Source organism: Thermithiobacillus tepidarius DSM 3134 (assembly GCF_000423825.1).
Classification (GTDB): domain Bacteria; phylum Pseudomonadota; class Gammaproteobacteria; order Acidithiobacillales; family Thermithiobacillaceae; genus Thermithiobacillus; species Thermithiobacillus tepidarius.
In genome coordinates this window covers 23773-46816 of the sequence record NZ_AUIS01000007.1, presented here as the reverse complement: position 1 = coordinate 46816, position 23044 = coordinate 23773, and the positions used below count along the sequence as shown (strand labels likewise).

Below are 23044 nucleotides of genomic sequence, written 5' to 3'. Positions count from 1 at the left end.
GCATTCGGCGGCATCCGCGTGTCTTAGGGAAGGGACGCGGCGCCAGGCGCACCGCGAACCCGCCGAGCCGCAGCGCACCGACAACGGGGTGACCATGTCGCGATCCAGCAAGTACGTTCTTTTCTTCAGTGAACTGGGCATCGAGGACGTGCCGCGCGTGGGCGGCAAGAACGCCTCCCTCGGCGAGATGTACCGCGAGCTCACCCCGCTCGGCATTCCGGTGCCCGACGGCTTCGCCATCACCGCCGAGGCCTATCGGGACATGTTGACCCGGGCCGGCGCTTGGGAGCGGCTGCATGCCTTGCTGGACGACTTCGACAAGAACCGCTTGGACGATCTGGCCCGGCGTGCCCAGGCGGCGCGCAGCATCGTGTACGAGTCCGGCCTGCCCGACGCGCTGCGGGTCGAGATCCTCGAGGCCTACCACCGCCTGCAGGCCGAGTACGGACCGGAGATGACCGTCGCCGTGCGCAGTTCCGCCACCGCCGAGGACCTGCCGCACGCCAGCTTCGCCGGCCAGCACGAGACCTATCTCAACGTCAGCGGCGACGAGATGCTGCTGGACGCCTGCCGGCGCTGCTTCGCCAGCATCTTCACCGATCGCGCCATTTCCTACCGCATGGATCAGGGCTTCGACCACTTCAAGGTGGCGCTGTCCATCGGCGTGCAGAAAATGGTGCGCGCCGACCTGGCATCCAGCGGCGTCATGTTTTCCCTGGACACCGAGTCGGGCTTCCGCGACGTGGTCTTCATCACCGGCGCCTATGGGCTCGGTGAGAACGTGGTGCAGGGCGCCGTGGATCCGGACGAGTTCTACGTGCACAAGCCCACCTTCCAGCAGGGCTACCGGGCGGTGCTGCGGCGGCGCCTGGGCCGCAAGCAGGTCAAGATGATCTACAGCGGCGCCGCCCAGGAGACCAGCACCTGCAACGTGGACACCAGCGAGGCGGAGCGGGGGCGCTTCTGCCTCAGTGATGCCGAGGTGCTGCAACTGGCCGACTATGCCATCAAGGTGGAAGCCCATTACAGCGCCAAAGCCGGCCGCGACCGGCCCATGGACGTGGAGTGGGCCAAGGACGGCCTCGACGGCCGGCTCTATCTGGTGCAGGCGCGGCCGGAAACGGTGGTGTCCCGGCGCCAGGGGGATGTGCTCGAGGAGTTCGTGCTGCGGGGCGAAGGACCGGTGCTGGCCACCGGGCGCGCGGTAGGCACCAAGATTGCCGCGGGCGCGGTCCACGTCATCACTGATCCGGGCGAGCTGGCCCGCTTCCAGCCCGGCGAGGTGCTGGTGGCGGACACCACCACCCCGGATTGGGAGCCGGTGATGAAGCAGGCCGCCGCCATCGTCACCGCCCGCGGCGGACGCACCTGCCACGCCGCCATCGTCGCGCGCGAGCTGGGCATCCCCGCCATCGTCGGCGTGGAAGGCGTGATGGACAAGGTGAGCAGCGGCCAGGCGGTGACGGTGTCCTGCGCCGAAGGCGACGTGGGCAAGCTCTATGAAGGCGCGCTGCCCTTCGAGGTGCTGCGCACCGACCTGAGCCAGTTGCAGCGCCCCAAGACCCGCATCATGATCAACATCGCCAACCCCGAGCTGGCCTTCCAGACCAGCTTCATTCCCAACGACGGCGTGGGGCTGGCGCGCATGGAGTTCATCATCAACGCCTACATCAAGGCCCATCCCATGGCCCTGCTGCACCCGGAGCGGGTGGCCGACCCGGCGGAGCGCGAGGCGATCCTGGCCCTGGCGCGGCATCACGAGCGGCCGGCGGACTTTTTCGTGGAGCGCCTGGCCGAGGGCGTCGGCACCATCGCCGCCGCCTTCTACCCGAAGCCCGTCGTGGTGCGCATGTCCGACTTCAAGAGCAACGAGTACGCCAGCCTCCTGGGCGGGCGTGCCTTCGAGCCGCGCGAGGAGAATCCCATGCTCGGCTTCCGCGGCGCCTCGCGCTACACCCACCCGGCCTACGCCGAGGGCTTCGCCCTGGAGTGCGCCGCCATGCGGCGCGTCCGGGAGGAGATGGGCCTTGCCAATGTCAAGCTCATGATCCCCTTCTGCCGGCGGGTGGAGGAGGGCGAGCGGGTGGTGGCCGCCATGGCCGAGCACGGCCTGCGGCGCAGCGACAAGGGCCTGGAGATCTATGTCATGTGCGAGATCCCCAACAACGTGTTGCAGATCGATGCCTTTGCCCAGGTCTTCGACGGCTTTTCCATCGGCTCCAACGACCTCACCCAACTGGTGCTCGGCGTCGACCGCGACTCGGCGCTGGTCGCCTTCGAGTTCGACGAGCGTGATCCCGGCGTGCTGGCCATGCTGCGCATGACCGTGGAAGGCGCGCGGCGCAACGGTCGCCACTCGGGCATCTGCGGCCAGGCGCCCTCCGATTACCCGGAACTGGCCCAGTACCTGGTCGAGGCCGGCATCGATTCCATCAGCCTCAATCCGGACAGCGTGCTGAAGACCACGCTCGCCGTGCTGGACTTCGAGGCGCGGCAGGCCCGCGGCCAGGAGGGATGAGCATGGAGAAGTTGCCGTCCCTGGACCAAGTGGACGCCGCCGGGCATCCCGGCAGCGAGGACAAGGAGGCCGCGCGCCAGGCGCTCGTCAAGCATCGCGAGCAACTGGCCGAGCTGCACGATCTGCTCTACGCCAATCGCCGCCACGCCCTGCTCATCATCCTGCAGGGGATGGATACCTCGGGCAAGGACGGCACCATCCGCCATGTGCTGTCCGGGCTCAATCCGGTCGGCACCCAGGTGCTGTCCTTCAAAGCCCCCAACGACCTGGAGCGCGCCCACGATTACCTGTGGCGCATCCACCGGCACGTGCCCCCGCATGGCACCATCGGCGTCTTCAACCGTTCCCACTACGAGGACGTGGTCACCGCCTTCGTGCACGGCACCATCGACGAGGCCGTGCGGCGTCGGCGCTTTGACGAAATCAACGCTTTCGAGCAATATCTCCACCACAACGGGATCATCCTGCTCAAGTTCTTCCTGCACATTTCCCCGGAGGAGCAGGCGGAGCGCCTGGCCGCCCGCATCCGCGATCCCGCCAAGATGTGGAAGCTGTCCGCCTCGGACCTGTCCGAGCGGCCCCACTGGAACGAGTACCAGGCGGCCTACAACACGGCGCTGCAGGCCACCCACACGGCTTGGGCGCCCTGGACCATCGTGCCGGCGGACCATAAGTGGTATCGCAACCTGCTGGTGGCGCGCACGGTGGTGGCGGCACTCGAAGCATTGAAGCTGGGCTGGCCCACCGGGCCCGTCAGCTAGCGCGTCCGCGGCCCCGGCAGAATTCCGTGTTTGTTCTATAATCCCCACTGGGAGAAATGGTGGGAAGACCCGCCCCCGTACCAAGAATTTTCACAGGAACAAGAAATGGCAGTCTGGATCGAACGCATCAAAAACTCGCTTCCCAAAGCAGCAACCGCTCTGATGATGGGCACCCTCCTGAGCATGGCCGCCCAGGCCGCGGATGTGCCCGCCTCTGCAACTCCCGCGCCGGCACGGGTGGAGCCGCTCCAACTGGCAGCCATTCCCCCGGCGCAACCATTGCCCATGGCCGTGGTGGACGCCGATGACGGCAAGCCCTGGATCATGGTGGATACGCGCCAGCAGACCCTGACCGTGTATGAACGGGATACGGTGCTGAAGAAATTCGACTACGTGGCTCTCGGGCGCGGCGGGGTGGGCGAGGTGCGTACCTCCGGCGACGGCAAGACGCCGCTGGGCACCTATCATATTGCCTGGATCAACGACAACAGCCGCTTTCACATTTTCTTCGGCCTGGACTATCCGAACCTGGACGTCACGGAAAAGGCCTACAAGGAGAATTTGATCAGCAAGGATGTGTACGAGCTGAACAAGAATCTGCTGGCCCACAAGCAACTGCCCTTGCAAGATACGCCCTTGGGTGGGCAGATCGGCATTCACGGCATCGGCCAAGGCGATGTCAATGTGCATCGCCGCTACAATTGGACCCAGGGTTGCGTGGCGCTCACCAATGAACAGGTCGAGCAACTCGCCAATTGGGTGGAGGTGGGTACCAGGGTCGTGATTCGCTGAAGCGCTCCGTATCGTGTCGATTCCTGGCCATGTTTGCGACTCCGACTTTTGGCGGAGTAGCCGGCAAATGGCTGGAAAGCTGCTGGATTACCGTTTAAGCTAAACGTGCTTTGCTGCTAACTATAAAAGGAGAAACGCTATGAGCAAGACGCTGATCACTGCACTTAAACTTTCCGCTTTGGTTCTGCCCCTCAGCCTTGCCGCTTGCGCCACCAAGGGTGATCTGCAGCGGGTCGAAGCCACCGCCAACCAGGCCCGGACCACGGCTGAACAGGCCAACCAGACGGCCAACGCCGCCCAGACCACGGCCAACGAAGCGATCAACCGCGCCAACACCGCCCAGACCACGGCCAACGAAGCCATGAACCGTGTGAATCAGATCCAGCAGCAGATGGCGGCTCAGCCCCAGCCTCAGCCCAGCATGGGCGGCAGCGAGCGCAGCTTCGAAAGATCCATGCGCAAGTAAAAAAATCCGCAGCAAAAGCAAAAGCCCCGCCGTCCAAGACGGCGGGGCTTTTTACGTGGCTGCCGGGGCAGGGAGGCAACTCGGCAGCCGCTCATGCGCCAGCACGGGCGCCACGGGTTAAACCCGTGGCAGGCCTGCTCAACGGGCGCTGGCGCTGAAGGAGGATTTGGCGCTGCCCTGCAGCTGGGCTGAGGATTGTTCCGGCGCAAGCACCCGCGTCGCCACTTCCAGGCTCGACTTGATGCGCTTGCTGGCGGCCAGCGCTTCCTTCTTGCTGCCGAATGGGCCGGTGAAGATCTGGAACGCCCCCTTGACCTGGGTGGCCAGGGCCGGGATCGGCGGGCCCAAGTGGCGCAGCATGGCAGCCAGGCGCAGGGCGTCTTCCTCGCTTTCCAGGCCGCCGGCCTGCACCACCCATTTGCCGCTCAGCTCGGCGAGCGACGGCTCGTTGGCGGTATCGAGGGTGGCCTCGTTGGGCGCGGGCTCCATGTTGTTGAGCTTGGCCAGGAGCTCGGCCACCCCGGGCGTATCGGGGGAGATGGGCACGGGCAGTCCCACGTGCAGGCTGGCCACCTCGGTCGCCTTGTCCCAATCGACCAGCTTGCGATCCTTGGCGGCGTCCACGATCACGTTGACCATGGGTGTCAGGTTGGCGCTCTTCTTCTGGTCCTCCTCCAGCGGCGCGTGCGTCTCGAAGTAGAGCGTGCCGTTGAGCCAGCCGGCCTTGTAGGGCTGGTTGACGATGCGCACCGGCGTGCCCACGGGCACGTCCTTGAAGAGGCTTTCGATGTCCTCCGGATAGAGCTGAATGCAGCCATGGCTCACACGCCGGCCGATGCCGAAGGGCTTGTTGGTGCCGTGGATCAGATAGCCGGGGATGCCCAGGGGCATGGCGAAGTTGCCCAGCGGGTTGTCCGGACCGGCCGGCACCACCTTGGGCAACGGATCGCCGGCGGCGGCGTGTTCCTTCTGGATGGAGGCGGGTACGTACCAGTTGGGATTGGCCCGCTTCGACGCCACCTTGGTTTCGCCCAGCGGCGTGGCCCAGCCCTCGCGGCCGATGCCGATCGGGTGGGTGACGACCATGGGGGTTTCGCCCTCCTTCGCCTTGGGGAAGTAATACAGGCGCATCTCCGGCACGTTCAGCACGATGCCGGTGCGCGGCGCCTTGGGCAGAATGAACTGGGTCGGCAGGATGATGCGGGTACCGGGCTTGGGCAGCCAGGGGTCCACGCCGGGATTGGCCCGGACGATCTCCTCGTAGCCGAGGTCATAGGCGCGGGCGATGTCGAGCAGGGTGTCGCGTTCGCGGGTCACGACGACGCGCGGCTTGCCAACCACGTCATCGCCCGGCGGCGGCAGGGCGAAGGTGTCGGCTACGCCCGGTACGGCGTAAGCGGCACCGAGGGTGAGCCAAGCAAGGCGAACGTGCATGGAGGTCTTGAAGAGGCCGGATTTGAGCAACATGAATTCCTTTTTCCCATCTTGTCCTAGGGTTTAGGGGAACGCAAGATCTTTCCTCGGGTAGGGCGCTGATTTTGTTGTTCTAGATCGGCAGAATCGCTCTTTTGCCGAACGCGGCCATGATGGCCGTATATTGGAACAATTGGCTCTGCATTTCCAGAGGACCAATCTCCCCGCTGCCGTAGAAGCCGATGAACGGCAGGCCGGGAAACTGCTCCCGCATCAGTTCGAGATCGCGATCGGCGCCGCGAAAAAAATCGGCGCCGCGGCCAAGACAGGGGAAGAGCAGGCCGAAGGCCGGCTCGCTGAGCTCCTGCTGGATCTGCTGCAGCCCCATGCGGGTATCACGCTCGGCGCTGATGGGATCGCGCAGGGCCAGGAACACGTGCCGGCCGGGAGGGACCGCGCTGCTCAGCTCCATGCTCTGCCGTGCCGGATCGGTGCCGAGGAGATCGAGCAGCCGATAGCGGCCCGCCGTCACTGCCGTATGCGGATCGCCATGGACCCAGCCGATCGCCATCCGATGCAGGGGGATCCTGTCCTCCTCGCGCACGCTGTAGGGCAGCGACTTCGCCAGCCACTCCAGGGCGGGCCGGTGTCCCAGCTCCAGCAGCAGGCGTCCGTGGCCGGCCGTCACGGGCAGCGGCGGAGTCAGTTGCCGCACGCCGCGCGACAGGGCCAGCGCGGCGTGCTCGGCGCCGGTCAGGACGGCCTGCACCCGGCCCTGGGCGATCTGCCGGCTGCCGGCCCACACCTGATGCGGCCCGGCCGCGGTGCTGGCGCTGGCCACCGCGCCCACCCGCGGGAAGAGGTGCTGCAGCCAGTCCCAGTCCAGCAGTGCCGGTGTGGCAAAGGACAGGATGCTCTGGCCGGAGCCGGCGGCAAAGGGCGGGTCCAGCCGGTAGGGGCCGGCGAGGACCAGCGCGGCGCAGGCGGCTCGTCCGCGGATCCAGCCCGCTTCCGTGAGCACGCCCACGGCACTCGCGCCCATGACCTGGGTGCAGGCGGCCGCGCGCGCGCAGGCCCGCAAGCTCTCATCCAGGACCGGAGCGAATTGCTCGGTCAGGAAGAGCAGCACGCTGTTGGCGCGCGGACTGTCCAGCTTGGCCAGGGCCTCGCTCACGGCGGCCGCGGCGAGCGCCGGTGTGGCCCGCGACCCGCTGCTGAGGCCGGTGGCCGCCGCGCCCGTCACGTCGTGTTCCCGGGCCGGGGCGGCTTCTGCGGCCAGCGGCAGGCCGCATGGACAGGGCAGCGGTCACACTTGGGATTGCGGGCGGTGCAGGTGTAACGCCCATGGAGGATGAGCAGGTGGTGGGCGTCTTTCAGGTAGGGAGGCGGCACGCGCTGCAGCAGGGCTTTCTCCACGGCCAGCGGCGTCTTGCCCGGCGCCAGGCCGGTACGGTTGGACACCCGGAAGATGTGGGTGTCCACGGCCATGGTCTGCTCGCCGAAGGCCATGTTGAGAATGACGTTGGCTGTCTTGCGGCCGACGCCGGGCAGGGCCTCCAGCGCCTCGCGGGAGTGCGGAACCTGGCCCTGGTGGCGCTCCAGCAGGATCTCCGCCGCGCGCACCAGGTTGGCGGCCTTGGTGTTGTACAGGCCGACGGTTTTGATGTAGCCCTTCACGCCTTCCACGCCCAAGGCCACCATGGCCGCCGGCGTGTTGGCCACAGCGAAGAGCTTTGCCGTGGCTTTGTTGACCGACTTGTCGGTGGTATGGGCGGATAACGCCACGGCCACCAGCAGTTCGTAGGGCGTGCTGTAGTTCAGCTCGGTCTTGGGGGAGGGAATGGCCTCGGCGAGGCCAGCGAAGAAACGCTCGATTGCGTGTCGATCCATGATGTCGAAAACGGCAAGAGCGCCCGGAGCGCCCTTGCCCTTTTTGCCTCGAAACTCAGACGTGGCGGTAGCGCCCGACCTCGCCCGGCGCGGCGCGGGGATGCGCCTCGGCCGCCTTGGCCATCTCCTCGATCCAGTGATGGTGCTCCTCTTCGAGCTTGTGCAGCTCGTCGTGGCTCAGGCGGGGCAGAATGTTGTGCTTGATGAACTCACCGAGGTCCAGCAGCGTGGTGGCCCAGATGTAGTCGCTCAGGTGGAAATTGTGGTGCGCGTGGGTCCCATAGGGATAATGGGCGAACTCCGGAGCTTTGGCGGCCTTCAGATCCGGGTCGTTCATGACGTAATTCTTGGCCCAATCATACCAGCGCTTGTAGTACTGTTCCTGCACGGGCAGGCTCCAGTTCTGGGCCTCGTAGAAGGCAAACACGGACACGCGGTTGGCTTTGCCGGAAAAGGGAAAATGTCCTGCCATGTGATTCGCTCCCGGATAAGTGACAGATTATGCACCCCATGCGACTGGGGCTTGTGGTCTAATACGCTGCGCCGCAGCTCAATCAAAAATTATCATCCCCGGGCCGGGGCTTGTAAAAGGGATTGTTTTTATGCCCGAATAAGCTTCCCCTGATTCAGCCGCGCCCGTCGGCCAAAGCCGGCACCGCGGGTGCTGCGGCCGTCTCGCGCTGCCGGGTCCGGCCATCCAGGTAGTTCTTGAAAGCGATCATGAGACCCAGACCAATGAAGGCGCCAGGGGGCAGGATCATGAACAGGAAGCCGTCGTAGTTAGGGATTACGGTCATCTCCAGCCACTGGGCGCCCGGGCCAAAGAGGGTGTGCGCGTTGGCGAAGAGCGTGCCCTTGCCCAGGATTTCGCGCATGCCGCCCAAGACGAAGAGGGCGATGGTGAAGCCGAGGCCCATCATGACGCCGTCCAGGGCGGCCTTGTCCACGGCATGCTTGGAGGCGAAGGCCTCGGCACGCCCGAGGACGAAGCAGTTGGTTACGATTAGTGGAATGAAAATGCCCAGAATCTTGTGCAATTCATGCACGTAGGCATTCATGGCCAAATCGATGATGGTAGTGAAGGCGGCAATGACCAGGATGAAGACGGGCACCCGGATTTCCGGGCTGACTAGGTTGCGGATCAGCGAAACGGATGCATTGGAGGCCGTCAGCACGCCCAAGGTAGCCAGTCCCATGCCGATGCCGTTGACGGCGCTGCTGGTCACCGCCATGGTGGGGCACATGCCCAAGAGTTGGACCAGGGTTGGATTGTTGGTCCAGAGCCCGCTCTTGACGATGTTCGTGTAGCTGCTGGCGCTCATTTTTCACCCTTTGCGCGAATGGATGAAACCCGGGGTAGTGAAATTCTAATGCATTGCTGGCGCTTGGGAAAATAGCACATTCTGATTGGCCTCATAAAACTGCAAAGCCTTCTTGACGGCACCTACTACCGCCCGCGGTGTAATGGTCGCGCCGGTGAACTGGTCGAAATCGCCACCGTCTTTGCGTACTGCCCAGCGATTGGCGGGCGGATCGCCCAGCGACTTGCCTTTGAAGGATAGGATCCAGGGCGAGCGCTCGGCCTCGATGTAGTCACCCAATCCCGGCGTTTCCTTGTGGGCGAGCACGCGCACCCCGGCGATGCGGCCGTCGGCCAGGATGCCGACGAGCAACGTGATGTCGCCCGAATAGCCGTTGGGCGCAATGATCTGGAAGGCAACGCCAACGGGATGACCTTGCTTGCGCGCCCGGTACACGGTCACCGGATTGGCGCTCCCCAGGTATTCCGGACTTACCACAGTGGTTGTGTCCTTCAGCAAGTCGTTGTCGTAAAGCGATTTCGGCATCACGGCGTCTATGCGTTCCAGCAGTGCCATTTCCTCGTTGTGGGCCACCACTTTCTTTGTCTGTAGGTAAGTCAAGGCCAGCGCGGCTGTGGTCACCACCGCGAAGGCTGCCAGAATGAGGGCCATCTTGGCGGCGTGTTTCCAGATCAATGGCTGCTCCCTCCCTGGCCGTGGCCGTAGACGGTGGGCCGGGTGTAGTAGTCGATCATGGGCACGGCCATGTTCAGGAGCAGCACGGAAAAGGCGACGCCATCGGGATAGCCGCCCCAGGTCCGGATGACGTAGGTCAGCGCACCGATGGCCGTACCGAAGATCAAGCGGCCGCGCGGCGTGGTGGGAGAGCTGACCGGATCGGTGGCGATGAAGAAGGCGCCCAGCATCAGGCCGCCGCCGAAGAGATGGAAGAGCGGCCCCGGATAGAGGTCGGGATTGTAAAGGTGAAAGAGTCCCGCCATCAACGCAGTGCCGCCCAGCATGGCGGCCGGAACGTGCCAGCTGATCACCCGCTTGTGGATCATCCACAGTCCGCCGAGCAGATAGGCCAAAGCCACCCACTCGCCGCCCGCGCCGGCGAAGGTGCCGAAGAGATGCGCGTGGCCGCCGACGATCTCGCCGAGGGTGTGGTCGCGGCCCATCTCGGTCTTCACCAGATCCAGCACGGTGGCCTGGCTGACCGCGTCCAGCGGCTGCCAGCCGGCAAAGATCAAGCGCAGGCTATCCATGAAGCCGAGCGCGTCGGCCGAGCCCAGCGGCGCCAGCGCCGGCCAGTGGGTCATGTACTTGGGGAAGGAGATCAGCAGCATCACGTAGCCGACCATGGCCGGGTTGAAAGGATTGTAGCCGAGACCGCCGTACAGCTGCTTGGCCACGACGATGGCGAAGAAGACGCCGACGACGGTCAGCCACCAAGGCGCAATGGCGGGAATGCTCAGGGCCAGCAGCAGGCCGGTGACGACGGCGCTGTAATCACGCAGAAAGCGGCCCACCGGCCGCTTGCGCAGGCGCAGCATGAGCGCCTCGGCGAGGAGGGCGCTGGCGCTGGCGAGGACGAGCTGGATGGGCACCGCCCAACCGAAGAGGTAAGTGGCGACGGCGATGGCCGGCAGCAGGGCGTAAATGACCCGCCGCATCACCAGGCTGACGCTGGCGCCGCCGTGGATGTGCGGGGAGCTGGGGACCTTCAGCGACATAGCCGGGTCCCTCCGGGGTGGCAAGAGGCAGAACGCATTTTTACCTTGTTATTGTGACTTGGTATCCCGTTCCGGGGCAGGCCCGGCAGTCTGTGCCGCCTTGCGCGCCTTGGCCGCTTCGATCTTGGCCAATTGCTCGGGCGTCAGTTCGTGTTTCGGTTTGTCCGCATTGCCCGCGGCCGCCTCGCGCTCCCGCCGCCGGGCCAGGGCCGCTTCGATGGCTGCCTTCTGCTCCGGGCTCAGGGTGGCGGCTGGCGTAGCCGCACCCGCCGCGGCTTCCCCTATCGTCGCGGCATTGGCCTGCGCCTCCTTGGTGCGGGCCATGGCAGCCATCTTTTCGGCGCGCTTGGCTTCGGCCTCGGCCTTCTCGCGAGCGATGCGAGCCAAGCGGGCCTCGTTGCGGCGCCGCGCCAGGTCTGCCTTCTCGCGGTCGCGCTCGATGGCGGCGATCTCCTGCTTGGCGTAGCGGAAATAGTGCACCAGCGGGATCTCGGAGGGACAGACATAGGCGCAGGCGCCGCATTCGATGCAATCGAAGATGTTGTATTCCTGCGCTTTGTCGAAATTCTGGGCGCGCGCGAACCAGTAGAGATCGTGCGGCATCAGGCTGGCCGGGCAGGCTTCCACGCAGGCAGCGCAACGGATGCACGGCATGGCTTCGTGGACCGGCTGAGCCTGTTCCGGCGCCATCACCAGCACGCAGTTGGCCGCCTTGATCACCGGGACATCGGTGCGGTGCAGGGCCACGCCCATGAGCGGGCCGCCCATGAGTACCCGGTCCACCGGGCCGGCCGGGCCGCCGGCGGCCTGGATGAGGCGCTCCATGCTCAGGCCCAGGGGGGCTTCGAAGTTCTGCGGCTGGCGGACATGGCCGGCGACGGTGACGATGCGTGAGACGAGCGGCTCGCCGTCCAGCACTGCGCGTTTGGTGGCGTAGGCGGTGCCGACGTTGACGCAGACCACGCCGATGTCGATGGAATGCCCGCCGGCCGGTATCTGGCGGCCGGTGAGCGCCTCGATGAGCTGCTTGGCCCCGCCCATGGGATACACGGTCGGCACTTCCACCACCGTCATGTCCGCGTGCCCGGCGGCGGCACGGCGCATGGCGGCGATGGCCTCGGGCTTGTTGCCCTCGATGCCGACGAGGCAGCGCCGGCCGCCGAGGGCGTGCAGCATGATCTCGGCGCCCTGCAGGATTTCGTCGGCGCGTTCGCGCATCAGCGCGTCATCGCAGGTGATGTAGGGTTCGCATTCGGCGCCGTTGAGGATGAGCACCGGATCGTGGTGCTCGCCGGGGTTCATCTTGACGGCGGTGGGGAAGCTGGCGCCGCCCAGGCCGACGATGCCCGCGTTGCGGATCAGGGTGCGCAGGGCGCTGGGGTCCAGCTTGCGGAAATCCGCCACCGGCTGGCGCTCGATCCAACGGTCCGCGCCGTCCGGCTGCAGGGTGATGGCCAGCTGCGGCAGGCCGGAGGGGTGCGGCGTGGGGGCCGGGCCGATGGCCGCGACGATGCCGGAGGTGGGCGCGTGCAGGGCGGCGCTGATGTAGCCCACCGGCTTGGCCAGCAGTTGCCCCTTGAGCACCTGCTCGCCCACCTCTACCACGGGCTCGGCGCTCTGGCCGATGTGCTGCTGCAGGGGCAGCACCAGCAGGCCCTCGGGGGCGAGGGGCGCGATGGGGCTGCCGCTGCTGTCCGCCTTGTGGCCGGGCGGATGGATGCCGCCGTGGAAGCGGTGCAGCGGGAAGGCGCCCGCCGCCGTGCCCCCGGCCGGGTAGACGGACGTGACCTCGCGCTCGCGCGCAACGGGCGAGAACGCGGCGGTGAGGCGGCGCAGCGTGAACATCAGGAGGCTTTGACCAGCGGGATGACGGGATAGGGATGGGGCTGCTGCGGATTGCCCCAGCGCCAGTTATCCGCCGTTTGCGGAATGGGCTCCATATGGATGCAGTCCACCGGACAGGGCTCCAGGCAGAGCTCGCAGCCCGTGCACTCCTTGGCAATGACGGTATGCATCTGCTTGGCGGCGCCGACGATGGCGTCCACCGGACAGGCTTGCAGGCACAAGGTGCAGCCGATGCAGCGGTTTTCGTCGATGACCGCCACGGACGGCGGCTTGGGTTCGGCATCCAGGGGCTTGGCTTCCACGCCGAGCAGGTCCGCCAAGGCGCGCACGGTCATGTTGCCGCCGGGCACGCAGTGATTGATGTCGGCTTCGCCGCGGGCGACCGCTTCGGCATAGGGCTTGCAGCCGGGGTAGCCGCACTGGCCGCACTGGGTCTGCGGCAACAGGGCGTCGATCTTTTCCACCATGGGATCGGCGTCCACGCGAAACTTGACCGCGGCGTAGCCGAGCAGGAGGCCCAGCGCCAGTGCCAGCAGACCCAGACTGAGAATCGCGCTAATCATAACCCATTAGACTATGAACAAATGTTAAAATTCAAGCCGAGGACCTGGAGGTCCTTTAATGTTTGACCAAGCCGGCAAAGCCCATGAACGCCAGGGACATGAGCCCGGCGGTGACCAGGGCGATGGCCGAGCCGCGGAAGGCCACCGGCACGTCGGCTACCTCGATGCGCTCGCGCAGGCCGGCAAAGAGGATCATGACCATCGAGAAGCCCACGGCGGCGCCGAAGCCGTACACCGCGCTTTCCAGGAAGCTCATCTGGTCCTGCACCAGCAGCAACGCCACGCCCAGTACCGCGCAGTTGGTGGTGATCAGCGGCAGGAAGATGCCAAGCAGCTGATAGAGCACGGGGCTCGTCTTGTGCACCACCATCTCGGTCAGTTGCACCAGGGCGGCGATGACCAGGATGAAGGCGATGGTGCGCAGGTAGCTGAGGCCCAGCGGATCCAGGATGTAGTGTTCCACCAGCCAGCTGGAGATGGCCGACAGGGTGAGCACGAAGGTGGTGGCGAGCGCCATGCCGGTGGCGGTTTCCAGCTTCTTGGATACCCCCAGGAAGGGGCAGAGGCCGAGAAACTTTACCAGCACGAAGTTGTTGACCAGCACGGTGCTGACCAGGATGGTCATGTAGCCGCCCATCTAAACCCCCGAATCCAGTGGATCGCCGCGACGGCAACCCGGGCCATGTGCTCGGGAATACCCGAGCAAAATACTAAGGCATTATCTCCGCCGTCACAAGAGGCACCGGCCCCCGGATGGATCCGGGGGCCGGTGCCGTATGCATCGGGATCGGCGCCGCATCGGCCGCGTGATGGCAGCCGCTGCCGCAAAGGCGGCTATTTGATGCGCATACCCGGCGCCGCGCCGCTGTCGGGCGCCAGCAGGAAAGGGCCGCCGGCCTCGCCGCTGGCGGCCAGCACCATGCCCTCGGACAGGCCGAACTTCATCTTGCGCGGCGCCAGGTTGGCGACCATGACCGTCAGCCGGCCGATGAGGTCCTCGGGCCGGTAGGCGCTCTTGATGCCGGCGAAGACGGTGCGGGTCTCGCCGCCGAGATCCAGGGTCAGCTTCAGGAGCTTGTCGGCGCCCTCCACCTGCTCGGCGTTGCGGATCCGCGCCACGCGCAGGTCGATCTTGGCGAAATCGTCGATGCCGATGGTGTCGCTGATGGGCGGCTGCACGCCGGCGGACGCCGGCACGGCGGGGGGGAGTTCCTGCTTGGCGTCTTCGAGCATGGCATTGATCCGGTCGGTTTCCAGGCGGTGCATGAGGTGTTCATAGGGGCGGATGGCGTGGTCCAGCAGGGGCTGCGCAAGTCCCTCCCAATCGAGCCGCTCCAGGCTCAGGAAGGCGGCGCTGCGCCCGGCCAGGTCCGGCAGCACCGGGGCCAGATAGGTGACCAGGGCGCGGAAGGCGTTGAGGGTCGTGGTGCAGACGCGCTGCAGGGCCTCGGCCTGGGCCGGGTCCTTGGCCAGCACCCAGGGGGCGCGCTGGTCCACGTATTGGTTGACCCGGTCGGCCAGGGCCATGATCTCGCGCATGGCCTTGCCGTATTCGCGCGCTTCGTAGAGGGCGCCGATGTGCTCGCGCGCGGCGGCCAGTTCACCATAGAGGTCCGCGTCCTCGCCCAGATCGGCCGCCAGCCGGCCTTCGAAGCGCTTGTTGATGAAGCCGGCTGCGCGGGAGGCGAGGTTCACCACCTTGCCCACCAGATCGCTGTTCACCCGCAGCGCGAAGTCCTCCAGGTTGAGGTCGATGTCCTCCACCCGCGGGCTGATCTTGGTGGCGTAGTAGTAGCGCAGGTACTCGGGGTCCAAATGACGCAGGTAGGCGGCGGCGTTGATGAAGGTGCCGCGCGACTTGCTCATCTTGGCGCCGTCCACGGTCAGGAAGCCGTGCACGAAGATGCCGCTGGGCAGCTTGTAGCCCGCGCCCTTGAGCATGGCCGGCCAGAACAAGGTATGAAAGTAGACGATGTCCTTGCCGATGAAGTGGTAGATCTCGGCGCCGCCCTCGGTCACCGGCCGGCGCCAGTAGTCGTCGAAGTCGCGGCCGTGCTGCGCGCACCAGTGCTGGGTGGCGGCCATGTAGCCGATGGGCGCGTCGAGCCAGACGTAGAAGTATTTGCCGGGCGCGTCGGGGATCTCGAAGCCGAAGTAGGGCGCGTCGCGGGAGATATCCCAGTCCTGCAGGCCGGCCTGGAACCACTCCTCCAGCTTGTGGGCGACCTCTTCCTGCAGCACGCCGCTGTGGATCCACTGGCGCAGGAAGTCCTGGAAGTCGGCCAGGCGGAAGAAATAGTGCTCCGAATGCTTCAGCACCGGGGTGGCGCCGGACAGGGCGGAGACCGGGTTGACCAGCTCCGTGGGGCTGTAGGTGGCGCCGCAGGCCTCGCAGGCGTCGCCGTACTGGTCCGGCGCGCCGCAGCGCGGGCATTGGCCGCGGATGAAGCGGTCGGGCAGGAACATGCCCTTGACCGGGTCGAAGGCCTGCTCGATGGTGCGCACGGCGATGTGCCCGGCCTCCTTGAGGGCCAGATAGATGGCGACGGACAGCGCGCGGTTTTCCGGCGAGTGGGTGGTGTAATACAGGTCGAAGCCGATGCCGAAGGCTTGGAAGTCGCGCAGGTGCTCGCCGTGCACGCGCGCCACCAGGGCCTCGGGCGTGATGCCCTCGTTCTGCGCCCGGATCATGATCGGCGTGCCGTGGGTGTCGTCGGCGCAAACGTACACGCAGTCGTGGCCGCACAGCCGGTGGTAGCGCACCCAGATGTCCGTCTGGATGTATTCCACCAGATGGCCGAGATGGATGGCGCCGTTGGCGTAGGGCAGAGCGCTGGTGACGAGCAGTTTGCGTGGTGTTTTCATGGGCCGTTACATTAGCAGTAGCGGGGGTCTTTCGGCAATCTGCGTAGCTGCCGCGTCGGGACCGCGCGGGCAGGGGGAAGGCGGCAGCCGCCGCGTCGGGAGCGCCCGGGGCTCAGGCCGGCTTGCGCAGGTGGGGCAGGGCGGCGAGGAAAAAGTCCTCCTTGCACAGCAGACGCTTGCGGTGGGGGACGGACGCGCGCACCTCGATGCTGATCGCGCTCGGGCTGACGTCGACGATGGCCACCTCGGGCGGCTGCCAGCCGAGCTGCTTCAGATTCTGGTTTTCCATGGCAGCCACCAGCCGGTCGTGGGCGTTCGCCGCGGCGTGCGCGTTGTCCGGTCCTGCCGGCTGCCGTGCGGAGTGGTTGCGGGTGCCCGGCAGTGCGGGCGGCACATCCGCCGCTTCGGCGGGGCTGAAATGTTCGGCGGCGGCCTCGCTCAGTCCCTGCAAGACCTGCTGGGCATCCAGGCCGGCATCCACGTCGAAGCGGAAATGTACCCGCACCCAGTCGTTGGGATCGGCCTTCAGCACGCCGGCATTGATGACGATGCCGTTCGGCACGCGCAGCAGTTGGCCGCTGTCCAGGCGCAGTTCGGTGTAGAAGAGGTTGATGTCGCGGATGATGCCCTGGTAGCCCTGGGCGCGGGTGGGGTGCGGATAGGATTCGATGACGATGGGCAACTGGCCGGCGACGAGCTGGATGTGGTCGCCGATCTCGAAGGGCTTGAAGATGGCGATGGCCAGGCCGCCGAAGAAATTGGCGAAAAAGGACTGGCCGGCCACGCCGAGCATGACCGAGACCAGGGTGCCGCCGACGACGAAGCCGCTCAGCGTGCCGCCCACGGCGAAGATGGTCACGAGCGCCAGAACTGCGTAGAGGAGCAGGCGCGTGATGTAGATGCCGGTGACCGAATCCTGCCAGGACAGCGCGCTGAGGCTCGTCTCCTCGCCGGCGATGACCTTGGACAGCGCGGCGGCGCGCTTGCGCGCCAGGGTGGCTTCGATGTTCCGGATGATGCGCAGGCCGACGAGCACCACGATCAGCGCGCGCAGGATCGTCACCCAGGTGTTGGGCAGGTCATAGTACTTCTCCACCGCCGCCAGGGCCATGACGGCGACGAAGGCGAGCGCCGTCCACAGTACGCTGGAAAGAGGCAGTCTGGGTATGCTTTTAATCAGTTTGACGCGCATTTGTTCGTATCTCCACGCCGGGGCAAGCGCTGCGTGCGCTGGAAAAGCATGTCAAAACGGGGATTTTTCTCGTTCATTTGGAAATTGTCAATTTTTGTAAATGATCCGTCCCTGAATTTCCGCCGCCTGCCGCTGTCGTAGCATGAGAAGCCCATGAGCGTTTGCCGTGGATCGGAGGAGCGCCGCGGGCGGTGCGATCCATGCAGGAAAGCAGCCGCTTTCGACTTTTATCGGCGTGGCAAGTTCAGCATGCTATTCCGGCTTTGGTCGGATTCTGCGGCGGCATCTTGATGGAATCATATTGCGTGCCGGTATCCTGAATGGAACGGCGGCTTGCCATCTTCTAAATAAAAATCTCATCCAAACAGGGGGGAATCGCTCAACGACCGGAAAAGAGAGGATTTCCATGCGAATCGCCTTGATCAGCACGCCCTTCGTCGCATGCCCGCCTTCCAACTATGGTGGTACCGAGCTGATCGCTTACGAGCTGGCCGAAGGCTACGCCAGACGCGGCCACGAGGTGGTGCTCTACGCCACCGGCGACAGCAAGACTTCCGCCACCCTGAAATACTGTTTCGATCAGGCCGTATGGCCGCCGTCCCCGATGAACGAGGTGGAGCACGTCACCTACGCCTATCGCGACATTCTGAGCAGACAGCCGCCCTTCGACATCATCCATGCCCACGGTGTCACCGCCATTCAACTGGGCACGCTGGCGGCGGATATCCCGCTAGTGTACACCGTGCATCATTGCGCCGAGGCGAGCCTGAGCCAAGTGTATCTGCGCCACCCGGAGGCCCACTACGTGTTCATCAGCGAGCGGCAGCGCGCCTTGGAAGTGCCGCTGCCCCGGGCGCACACGATCCACCACGGCCTGCAGGCGGAGCGCTATCCCTTCCAGCCGCAGGCCGGTGATTACCTGGCCTTCCTGGGCCGCTTCGCGCCATACAAGGGCGCTGCAGAGGCCATCGAGGTGGCGCGGCGCGCCGGCTTGCCGCTGCGCATCGCCGGCCGGTTGCATCGAGAGGACTGGCCGGCCAATGAGATGCATCTGGCGGAAGCGCTGCAGCGGCGCCTGCGCGAGCCGGGGGTGGAGTACCTGGGGCCGGTCGATCATCCACGCAAGACGGCGCTGCTGGGTGGCGCCCTGGGTCTGCTCTTTCCCATCCAGTGGGAGGAACCTTTCGGCTTGGTGATGATCGAGGCCATGCTGTGCGGTACGCCCGTGCTGGCCTTCGGGCGCGGCAGCGTGCCCGAGGTGGTGGACGAGGGGGTTACCGGCTTCATCGTGCGCGACCTGGACGAGATGATCACCCGCGTCCCGGATCTCGCCCGCCTGGACCGCGCCCGCGTCCGGGCGCATGCAGTCCGCCGCTTCGGGATGGAGCGCATGGTGGACGAGCATCTTGCCTACTACCACCGCATCCTCGGCCGGCGGGCGCCGGCGTTGCGGCAGGAACTGCCGCCTCTCCTCTCCAACGCCATTTGAGAGGTTCTCATGAATGACGTTCCCAACGCCAAGCACGATCGCGAAAGCCGGGCCGCCGCGGAGGCGGACCGGCTGATTCCCATTCCGCTGGAGCAGGTCTTCGGTTGGGTGCCGCCCGCCGAAGGTCCCGACGTGGGCACGGGCCGCAAGCTGGTGCTCAAGCGCGGCAGCATGTTCGCCGTGCTCAACGGACGGGGCAACGTCACCCCGCCGGGGGCGGCGGAGCTGGGACTCTTTTACCGGGACACGCGCTTTTTGAGCTTCTATGAGCTGAAGTTGCCGGGCGAGACCTCCGCCGAGCTGTCGAGCAACGTCTCCACCCATTACGTCAGCCAGATCGATCTGTCCCTCTACGACGGCTTCGCCACCGACGAACCGCCGGACTGGCGCGCGCAGAACTTCATGCACGTGCAGCGGCGCCAGGTGATCACCGACGTCTTCGCCGACCACCTGCGCGTGATCAACTATCTGCCGCACCGCATTCATTTATGGTTGGAAATCTGGTTCGCGGCAGACTTCGCCGATCTTTTCGAGGCGCGCGGCCTGGAGCGGGAGCAGCGCGGCCAATTCTTCGAACCGCAGGTGAATGGCAATCAGGTCCGGCTCACCTACCGTGGACTGGACGAGCTCTATTACCGCAGCACCCTGTGCTTTTCCCCGGCGCCCGCCGTGCTGGACGGTCGGCACGCGCGCTGGGAGCTGAGCCTGGAGCCGGCCGAGCAGGTGGATCTGGAGGTGATGGCGGTGCCCCATGTGGGCGCTTCACCGGAGGCCGTGCTGCCGCCGGCCGCGTCCTTCGCCGATCGGGAGCGCGTGGTGGCTTCCGCTTATCATCTATGGGAGCAGCAGTGCACCGATTTCGATACGGCGGACGAGTTCTTCGATTCGGCCCTTCACCAAGCGCGGGCCGACCTGAAAGCCTTGATCCTGGAGGACGACGGCCGGCGCATCATTGCCGCCGGCGTGCCGTGGTACGTGGCTCCCTTTGGCCGCGACGCGCTGATCACCGCCTTCCAGTCGCTGCTGGTGAATCCGCAGCTGGCCCGCGACACCCTGCAGTTCCTGGCCCACTACCAGGGCAAGCAGGTGGACGCGTTCCGCGAGGAGGCGCCGGGCAAGATCATGCACGAGATGCGCTACGGCGAGCTGGCCCGCATCGGCATGATCCGCCATACCCCTTACTACGGCACCATCGATGCCACGCCGCTCTTCATCGTGCTGCTGGAGGAGTACTGGCGCTGGACAGGCGATGGCGACATGGTGCGCAGCCTGCTGCCCGCCGCGGTGGCGGCGGCGGAGTGGCTGATCAGCACGGAGCCGTGGGGCGGCGATCCGGACGGCGACGGCTTCATTGAGTACCAGGGCGCCGCCGGCGGCATGGGGCTGGCCAACCAGGGCTGGAAGGATTCCTTCGACGGCGTGCCCTGGCCGGAATACCGCTTCGCCGAGCCGCCCATCGCGCTGGTCGAGGTGCAGGGCTATGCCGCCGACGCCTTCCGCCGGCTGGGCAACCTGCTGCGGGAGCTGGCGCGCGACGAGACCGCCGCCCGACAGTGGGAGGCGCGTGCCCGCGAGCTGATGCGCCGCATCGAGGACCACTTCTGGCTGCCCAACCAGCAATTCTACGCCCTGGCGCTGGATGGCCAGAAACGGGCGCTGCCGACGCTGACCTCCAATCCCGGCCACCTGCTCTTCAGCCGCGCCATCGAGCCGCAGCGGGCACGGCTCCTGGCCCAGCACCTGATGGGCCAGGAGCTCTTCAACGGCTGGGGCATCCGCACCCTGGCCCCCATGCAGAAGGCCTACAATCCGCTGAGCTATCACAACGGCTCCGTCTGGCCCCACGACAACTCGCTCATCGCCCAAGGCTTGGCCAACTACGACATGCAGGCGCAGGCGCTGGCCCTCTTCGACTCCCTGTTCCAGGCCGCGCAGAGCTTCGAGCATCTGCGCCTGCCCGAGCTTTTCTGCGGCATTGGCCCGCAGGAGGCCAGCTTCCCGGTGCGCTACCCGGTGGCGTGCACGCCGCAGGCCTGGGCCAGCGCCACCTGGTTTCTGTTGCTGCGCTCTTTCCTGGGTCTGCAGCCCAACGTGCCGGAGGGCCGCCTGGACATCCAGCAGCCCTGCCTGCCGGCTTGGCTGCCCAGTGTGCGCCTGTCCAACCTGCGCATCGGCAACACGCGGCTCGACCTGCAATTCTTCCGCAAGGGCGAGCGGGCCAATGTGGAGGTGCTGGGCGTGGACGGCGCTCCGCTGCGGGTGCAGATCCAGATCTGACGGCAAAGGGGGGCGGCACGCCGCCCCCCTTTGCCTGGCCGCCGAAATTTGCCACCATGTGGCTGGACTTGTTCTAGGCAATCAGACGGCCGCCGCGGGTGCGCCGCGGCGGCCGTTCGCAACAGGGATGGGCAAGATGGACGACAACTTCAATCCGGCGGTGGTGATCGGCATGGGCCAGCTCGGCCGGGTCTTTGCCGGGGCCTTGCTGGCTGCTGGCACCGGCGTGCTGCCGGTGCTGCGGGGCACGGACATGGCGGCCGTGGCCGAGCGCTTTCCGCGCCCGCCGCTGGTGCTGGTGGCCACCGGCGAGGACGATCTGCATCCGGTGCTGGAGCGCCTGCCGACGCCCTGGCGGGAGCGGGTGGCCCTGCTGCAGAACGAGCTGCTGCCGCGCGACTGGCAGCGGCACAGCATCCGCCTGCCCACGGTCGTGCCCGTATGGTTCGAGAAGAAAGCGGGCACCGACGTGAAGCCCCTGCTGCCTTCGCCGGTGCACGGCCCCGCCGCCGAGCTGCTGCTGCGGGCCTTGGGCGCGGTGGGCATTCCGGCCCGCGCGCTCGACAGCGAGGAGGCGCTGACCTTCGAGCTGGTGCTCAAGAATGTCTATATTCTCACCACCAACATCGCCGGTATGCGGGTGGGCGGCAACACGGGCGAGTTATGGGAGCGGCACCGGGAGCTGGCGGAAGCGGTCATGGACGAGGTGATCGCCATCCAGGAAGGGTTGACCGGCGGCCGCTTCGCGCGGGCGGCGCTGCTGCAGGGTCTGCAGGCGGCCCTCCTCGCCGACCCGCTGCACGGGTGCATGGGACGCAGCGCGCCCGTGCGCCTGCGCCGTGCCCTGGCCCACGCGGAGCGCCTGGGGATCGCGGTCCCGACCCTGCGCGAAATCGCCGACCAAGGCTGAGGCGCCGCTAGTCCGCGGGCTGGAGCAGGTGCTCCAACAGCTCGGCCCACTCCCGGTGGCCGCCGCGCCGGAAGAAGCCCAAGCTGCGGCGCCAGGCCTCGGCGGCCGCCTCCGCCTGCCCCCGGGCCTCGAAGATTCGCCCCAGGCCCAGAAAGATCTGCCCCAGCACCTTGTCGCGCTCGGGCTCGGCCAGGTCCAGGCCGCGCACCCGACGCAGGGCGTCCTGATAGAGGATCTGGGCGCGCTCCCAGGCCGCCTGCTGGCGCAGCAGATGGGCCAGGGCCAGCTGGGGCAGCAGATCCGTGGGGCCGCCGTCCAGGGCGTTGGCCAAGGCGACCGCTTCCTCCAGGGCGGCGATGGCGGCCGCGTCCTGCTCCTGGTCGTGGAGCTCCATGGCCCGGCGGAAGAGCAGGTCGATCAAGGCGGGCGCTTCTCCTGTCTGGCGCGCCTGGGCAATGGCGGTGTCGAGGTCGTCGTGCATGCGTCGCTCCGGGTTGAGGCTGTGGCGTTATTGTCGCAGGCCGGCCGCGCAAATGGTACTACACAAGCGGCGGATAATCTGATATAAAGTCCGACTTTACAGAATTCCTATTGGAGAAGTTCCATGGCTAAGGTTTGTCTCGTGACGGGCAAGAAGCCCATGTCCGGCAACAACGTTTCTCACGCGAACAACAAGACCCGCCGCCGCTTTCTGCCCAACCTGCAAAGCCGCCGCTTCTGGGTCGAGAGCGAGAACCGCTGGGTGCGCCTGCGGCTCAGCGCCCGCGCGGTGAAGACCATCGACAAGAAGGGCATCGACGTCGTCCTGGCCGAACTGCGCGCCAAGGGCGAGAAGATCTAAGGAGTTCTCCATGCGCGACAAGATCAAACTGGTGTCCTCGGCCAAGACCGGCCACTTCTATACCACCACCAAGAACAAGAAGACCACGCCCGACAAGCTGGAGTTCAAGAAGTACGATCCCGTGGTGCGCAAGCACGTGACCTACCGCGAAGAAAAGCTCAAGTAAGCTTCCCGCGGCAGCATGC

Annotated in this window: 22 protein-coding genes; 9 read left to right on the top strand and 13 right to left on the bottom strand. The window is 66.2% G+C overall.

Annotation, left to right across the window (positions count from 1 at the left end; all coding sequences use genetic code 11):
• Positions 1 to 94: 94 nt before the first annotated feature.
• The 4 genes from ppsA (at position 95) to G579_RS0104895 (ending at position 4537) form a co-directional block, all read left to right on the top strand.
• Positions 95 to 2518 (top strand): phosphoenolpyruvate synthase, encoded by a 2424-nt coding sequence (gene ppsA / locus G579_RS0104910; protein WP_028989281.1) that lies wholly within the window; start codon positions 95 to 97, stop codon positions 2516 to 2518.
• A gap of 2 nt (positions 2519 to 2520) precedes the next feature.
• Positions 2521 to 3279 carry a PPK2 family polyphosphate kinase gene (locus G579_RS0104905; protein ID WP_211218657.1) on the top strand — a complete coding sequence of 253 codons (759 nt, stop codon included), beginning with the start codon at positions 2521 to 2523 and terminating at the stop codon, positions 3277 to 3279.
• Positions 3280 to 3441: 162 nt separating this feature from the next.
• The gene (locus G579_RS0104900; protein WP_211218656.1) at positions 3442 to 4071 is read left to right on the top strand and encodes a L,D-transpeptidase family protein; all 630 of its coding nucleotides are present in this window, start codon (positions 3442 to 3444) and stop codon (positions 4069 to 4071) included.
• A 139-nt stretch (positions 4072 to 4210) separates the two neighbouring features.
• The gene (locus tag G579_RS0104895) at positions 4211 to 4537 is read left to right on the top strand and encodes an Lpp/OprI family alanine-zipper lipoprotein (protein WP_028989278.1); all 327 of its coding nucleotides are present in this window, start codon (positions 4211 to 4213) and stop codon (positions 4535 to 4537) included.
• A 138-nt stretch (positions 4538 to 4675) separates the two neighbouring features.
• Here G579_RS0104895 and G579_RS15955 read toward each other — a convergent pair whose 3' ends face one another.
• The 12 genes from G579_RS15955 to G579_RS18145 form a co-directional block, all read right to left on the bottom strand.
• The gene (locus G579_RS15955) at positions 4676 to 6004 is read right to left on the bottom strand and encodes a L,D-transpeptidase family protein (RefSeq protein ID WP_081662599.1); all 1329 of its coding nucleotides are present in this window, start codon (positions 6002 to 6004) and stop codon (positions 4676 to 4678) included.
• Between the two features lie 79 nt (positions 6005 to 6083).
• Positions 6084 to 7193, bottom strand: a complete 1110-nt coding sequence (locus tag G579_RS0104885) for an FIST C-terminal domain-containing protein (RefSeq protein WP_028989277.1) — start codon at positions 7191 to 7193, stop codon at positions 6084 to 6086.
• Complete coding sequence (gene nth, locus G579_RS0104880; protein WP_028989276.1) at positions 7190 to 7840, bottom strand: endonuclease III; 651 nt, start codon at positions 7838 to 7840, stop codon at positions 7190 to 7192. The genes G579_RS0104885 and nth overlap by 4 nt, the downstream gene beginning before the upstream one ends.
• Positions 7841 to 7895: 55 nt before the next feature.
• Positions 7896 to 8312 (bottom strand): hypothetical protein, encoded by a 417-nt coding sequence (locus tag G579_RS0104875; RefSeq protein ID WP_028989275.1) that lies wholly within the window; start codon positions 8310 to 8312, stop codon positions 7896 to 7898.
• A gap of 154 nt (positions 8313 to 8466) precedes the next feature.
• Positions 8467 to 9162, bottom strand: a complete 696-nt coding sequence (locus tag G579_RS15950) for an electron transport complex subunit E (RefSeq protein ID WP_038018288.1) — start codon at positions 9160 to 9162, stop codon at positions 8467 to 8469.
• 45 nt (positions 9163 to 9207) lie between these two features.
• Complete coding sequence (gene rsxG, locus G579_RS0104865; RefSeq protein ID WP_211218655.1) at positions 9208 to 9837, bottom strand: electron transport complex subunit RsxG; 630 nt, start codon at positions 9835 to 9837, stop codon at positions 9208 to 9210.
• The gene (gene rsxD / locus G579_RS0104860; protein ID WP_028989273.1) at positions 9834 to 10877 is read right to left on the bottom strand and encodes an electron transport complex subunit RsxD; all 1044 of its coding nucleotides are present in this window, start codon (positions 10875 to 10877) and stop codon (positions 9834 to 9836) included. Before rsxD ends, rsxG begins: the two co-directional genes overlap by 4 nt.
• A 48-nt stretch (positions 10878 to 10925) precedes the next feature.
• Positions 10926 to 12722: an electron transport complex subunit RsxC gene (gene rsxC / locus G579_RS15945; RefSeq protein WP_081662598.1), complete on the bottom strand. Its 1797-nt coding sequence runs from the start codon at positions 12720 to 12722 to the stop codon at positions 10926 to 10928.
• A complete protein-coding gene (gene rsxB, locus G579_RS0104850; RefSeq protein WP_028989272.1) occupies positions 12722 to 13285 on the bottom strand; it encodes an electron transport complex subunit RsxB in 564 nt (187 codons plus the stop codon). The genes rsxC and rsxB overlap by 1 nt, the downstream gene beginning before the upstream one ends.
• Before the next feature lie 55 nt (positions 13286 to 13340).
• Positions 13341 to 13922: an electron transport complex subunit RsxA gene (gene rsxA / locus G579_RS0104845; RefSeq protein ID WP_028989271.1), complete on the bottom strand. Its 582-nt coding sequence runs from the start codon at positions 13920 to 13922 to the stop codon at positions 13341 to 13343.
• 197 nt (positions 13923 to 14119) lie between these two features.
• The gene (metG, locus tag G579_RS0104840) at positions 14120 to 16150 is read right to left on the bottom strand and encodes a methionine--tRNA ligase (RefSeq protein WP_028989270.1); all 2031 of its coding nucleotides are present in this window, start codon (positions 16148 to 16150) and stop codon (positions 14120 to 14122) included.
• A 112-nt stretch (positions 16151 to 16262) separates the two neighbouring features.
• Complete coding sequence (locus tag G579_RS18145) at positions 16263 to 17342, bottom strand: mechanosensitive ion channel domain-containing protein (protein WP_051180888.1); 1080 nt, start codon at positions 17340 to 17342, stop codon at positions 16263 to 16265.
• Between the two features lie 406 nt (positions 17343 to 17748).
• Here G579_RS18145 and G579_RS15935 point away from each other — a divergent pair, with 406 nt between their 5' ends.
• From G579_RS15935 to G579_RS0104820, 3 genes are all read left to right on the top strand, one after another.
• The gene (locus tag G579_RS15935) at positions 17749 to 18831 is read left to right on the top strand and encodes a glycosyltransferase family 4 protein (protein ID WP_038018284.1); all 1083 of its coding nucleotides are present in this window, start codon (positions 17749 to 17751) and stop codon (positions 18829 to 18831) included.
• A 9-nt stretch (positions 18832 to 18840) separates the two neighbouring features.
• A complete protein-coding gene (locus G579_RS0104825) occupies positions 18841 to 21108 on the top strand; it encodes an amylo-alpha-1,6-glucosidase (RefSeq protein WP_051180886.1) in 2268 nt (755 codons plus the stop codon).
• Between the two features lie 136 nt (positions 21109 to 21244).
• On the top strand, positions 21245 to 22018 hold the full coding sequence (locus tag G579_RS0104820) for a hypothetical protein (protein ID WP_038018281.1): 774 nt from the start codon (positions 21245 to 21247) through the stop codon (positions 22016 to 22018).
• Positions 22019 to 22025: 7 nt separating this feature from the next.
• Here the strand turns inward: G579_RS0104820 and G579_RS15930 are convergent, their stop codons facing one another.
• The gene (locus tag G579_RS15930; protein ID WP_038018278.1) at positions 22026 to 22499 is read right to left on the bottom strand and encodes a hypothetical protein; all 474 of its coding nucleotides are present in this window, start codon (positions 22497 to 22499) and stop codon (positions 22026 to 22028) included.
• A 123-nt stretch (positions 22500 to 22622) separates the two neighbouring features.
• Between G579_RS15930 and rpmB the strand changes: the two genes are divergently transcribed.
• The gene (rpmB, locus tag G579_RS0104810; protein WP_028989267.1) at positions 22623 to 22859 is read left to right on the top strand and encodes a 50S ribosomal protein L28; all 237 of its coding nucleotides are present in this window, start codon (positions 22623 to 22625) and stop codon (positions 22857 to 22859) included.
• 10 nt (positions 22860 to 22869) lie between these two features.
• Entirely contained in the window at positions 22870 to 23025 is a 156-nt protein-coding gene (gene rpmG, locus G579_RS0104805; protein WP_028989266.1) for a 50S ribosomal protein L33, read from the top strand.
• Positions 23026 to 23044: the final 19 nt, after the last annotated feature.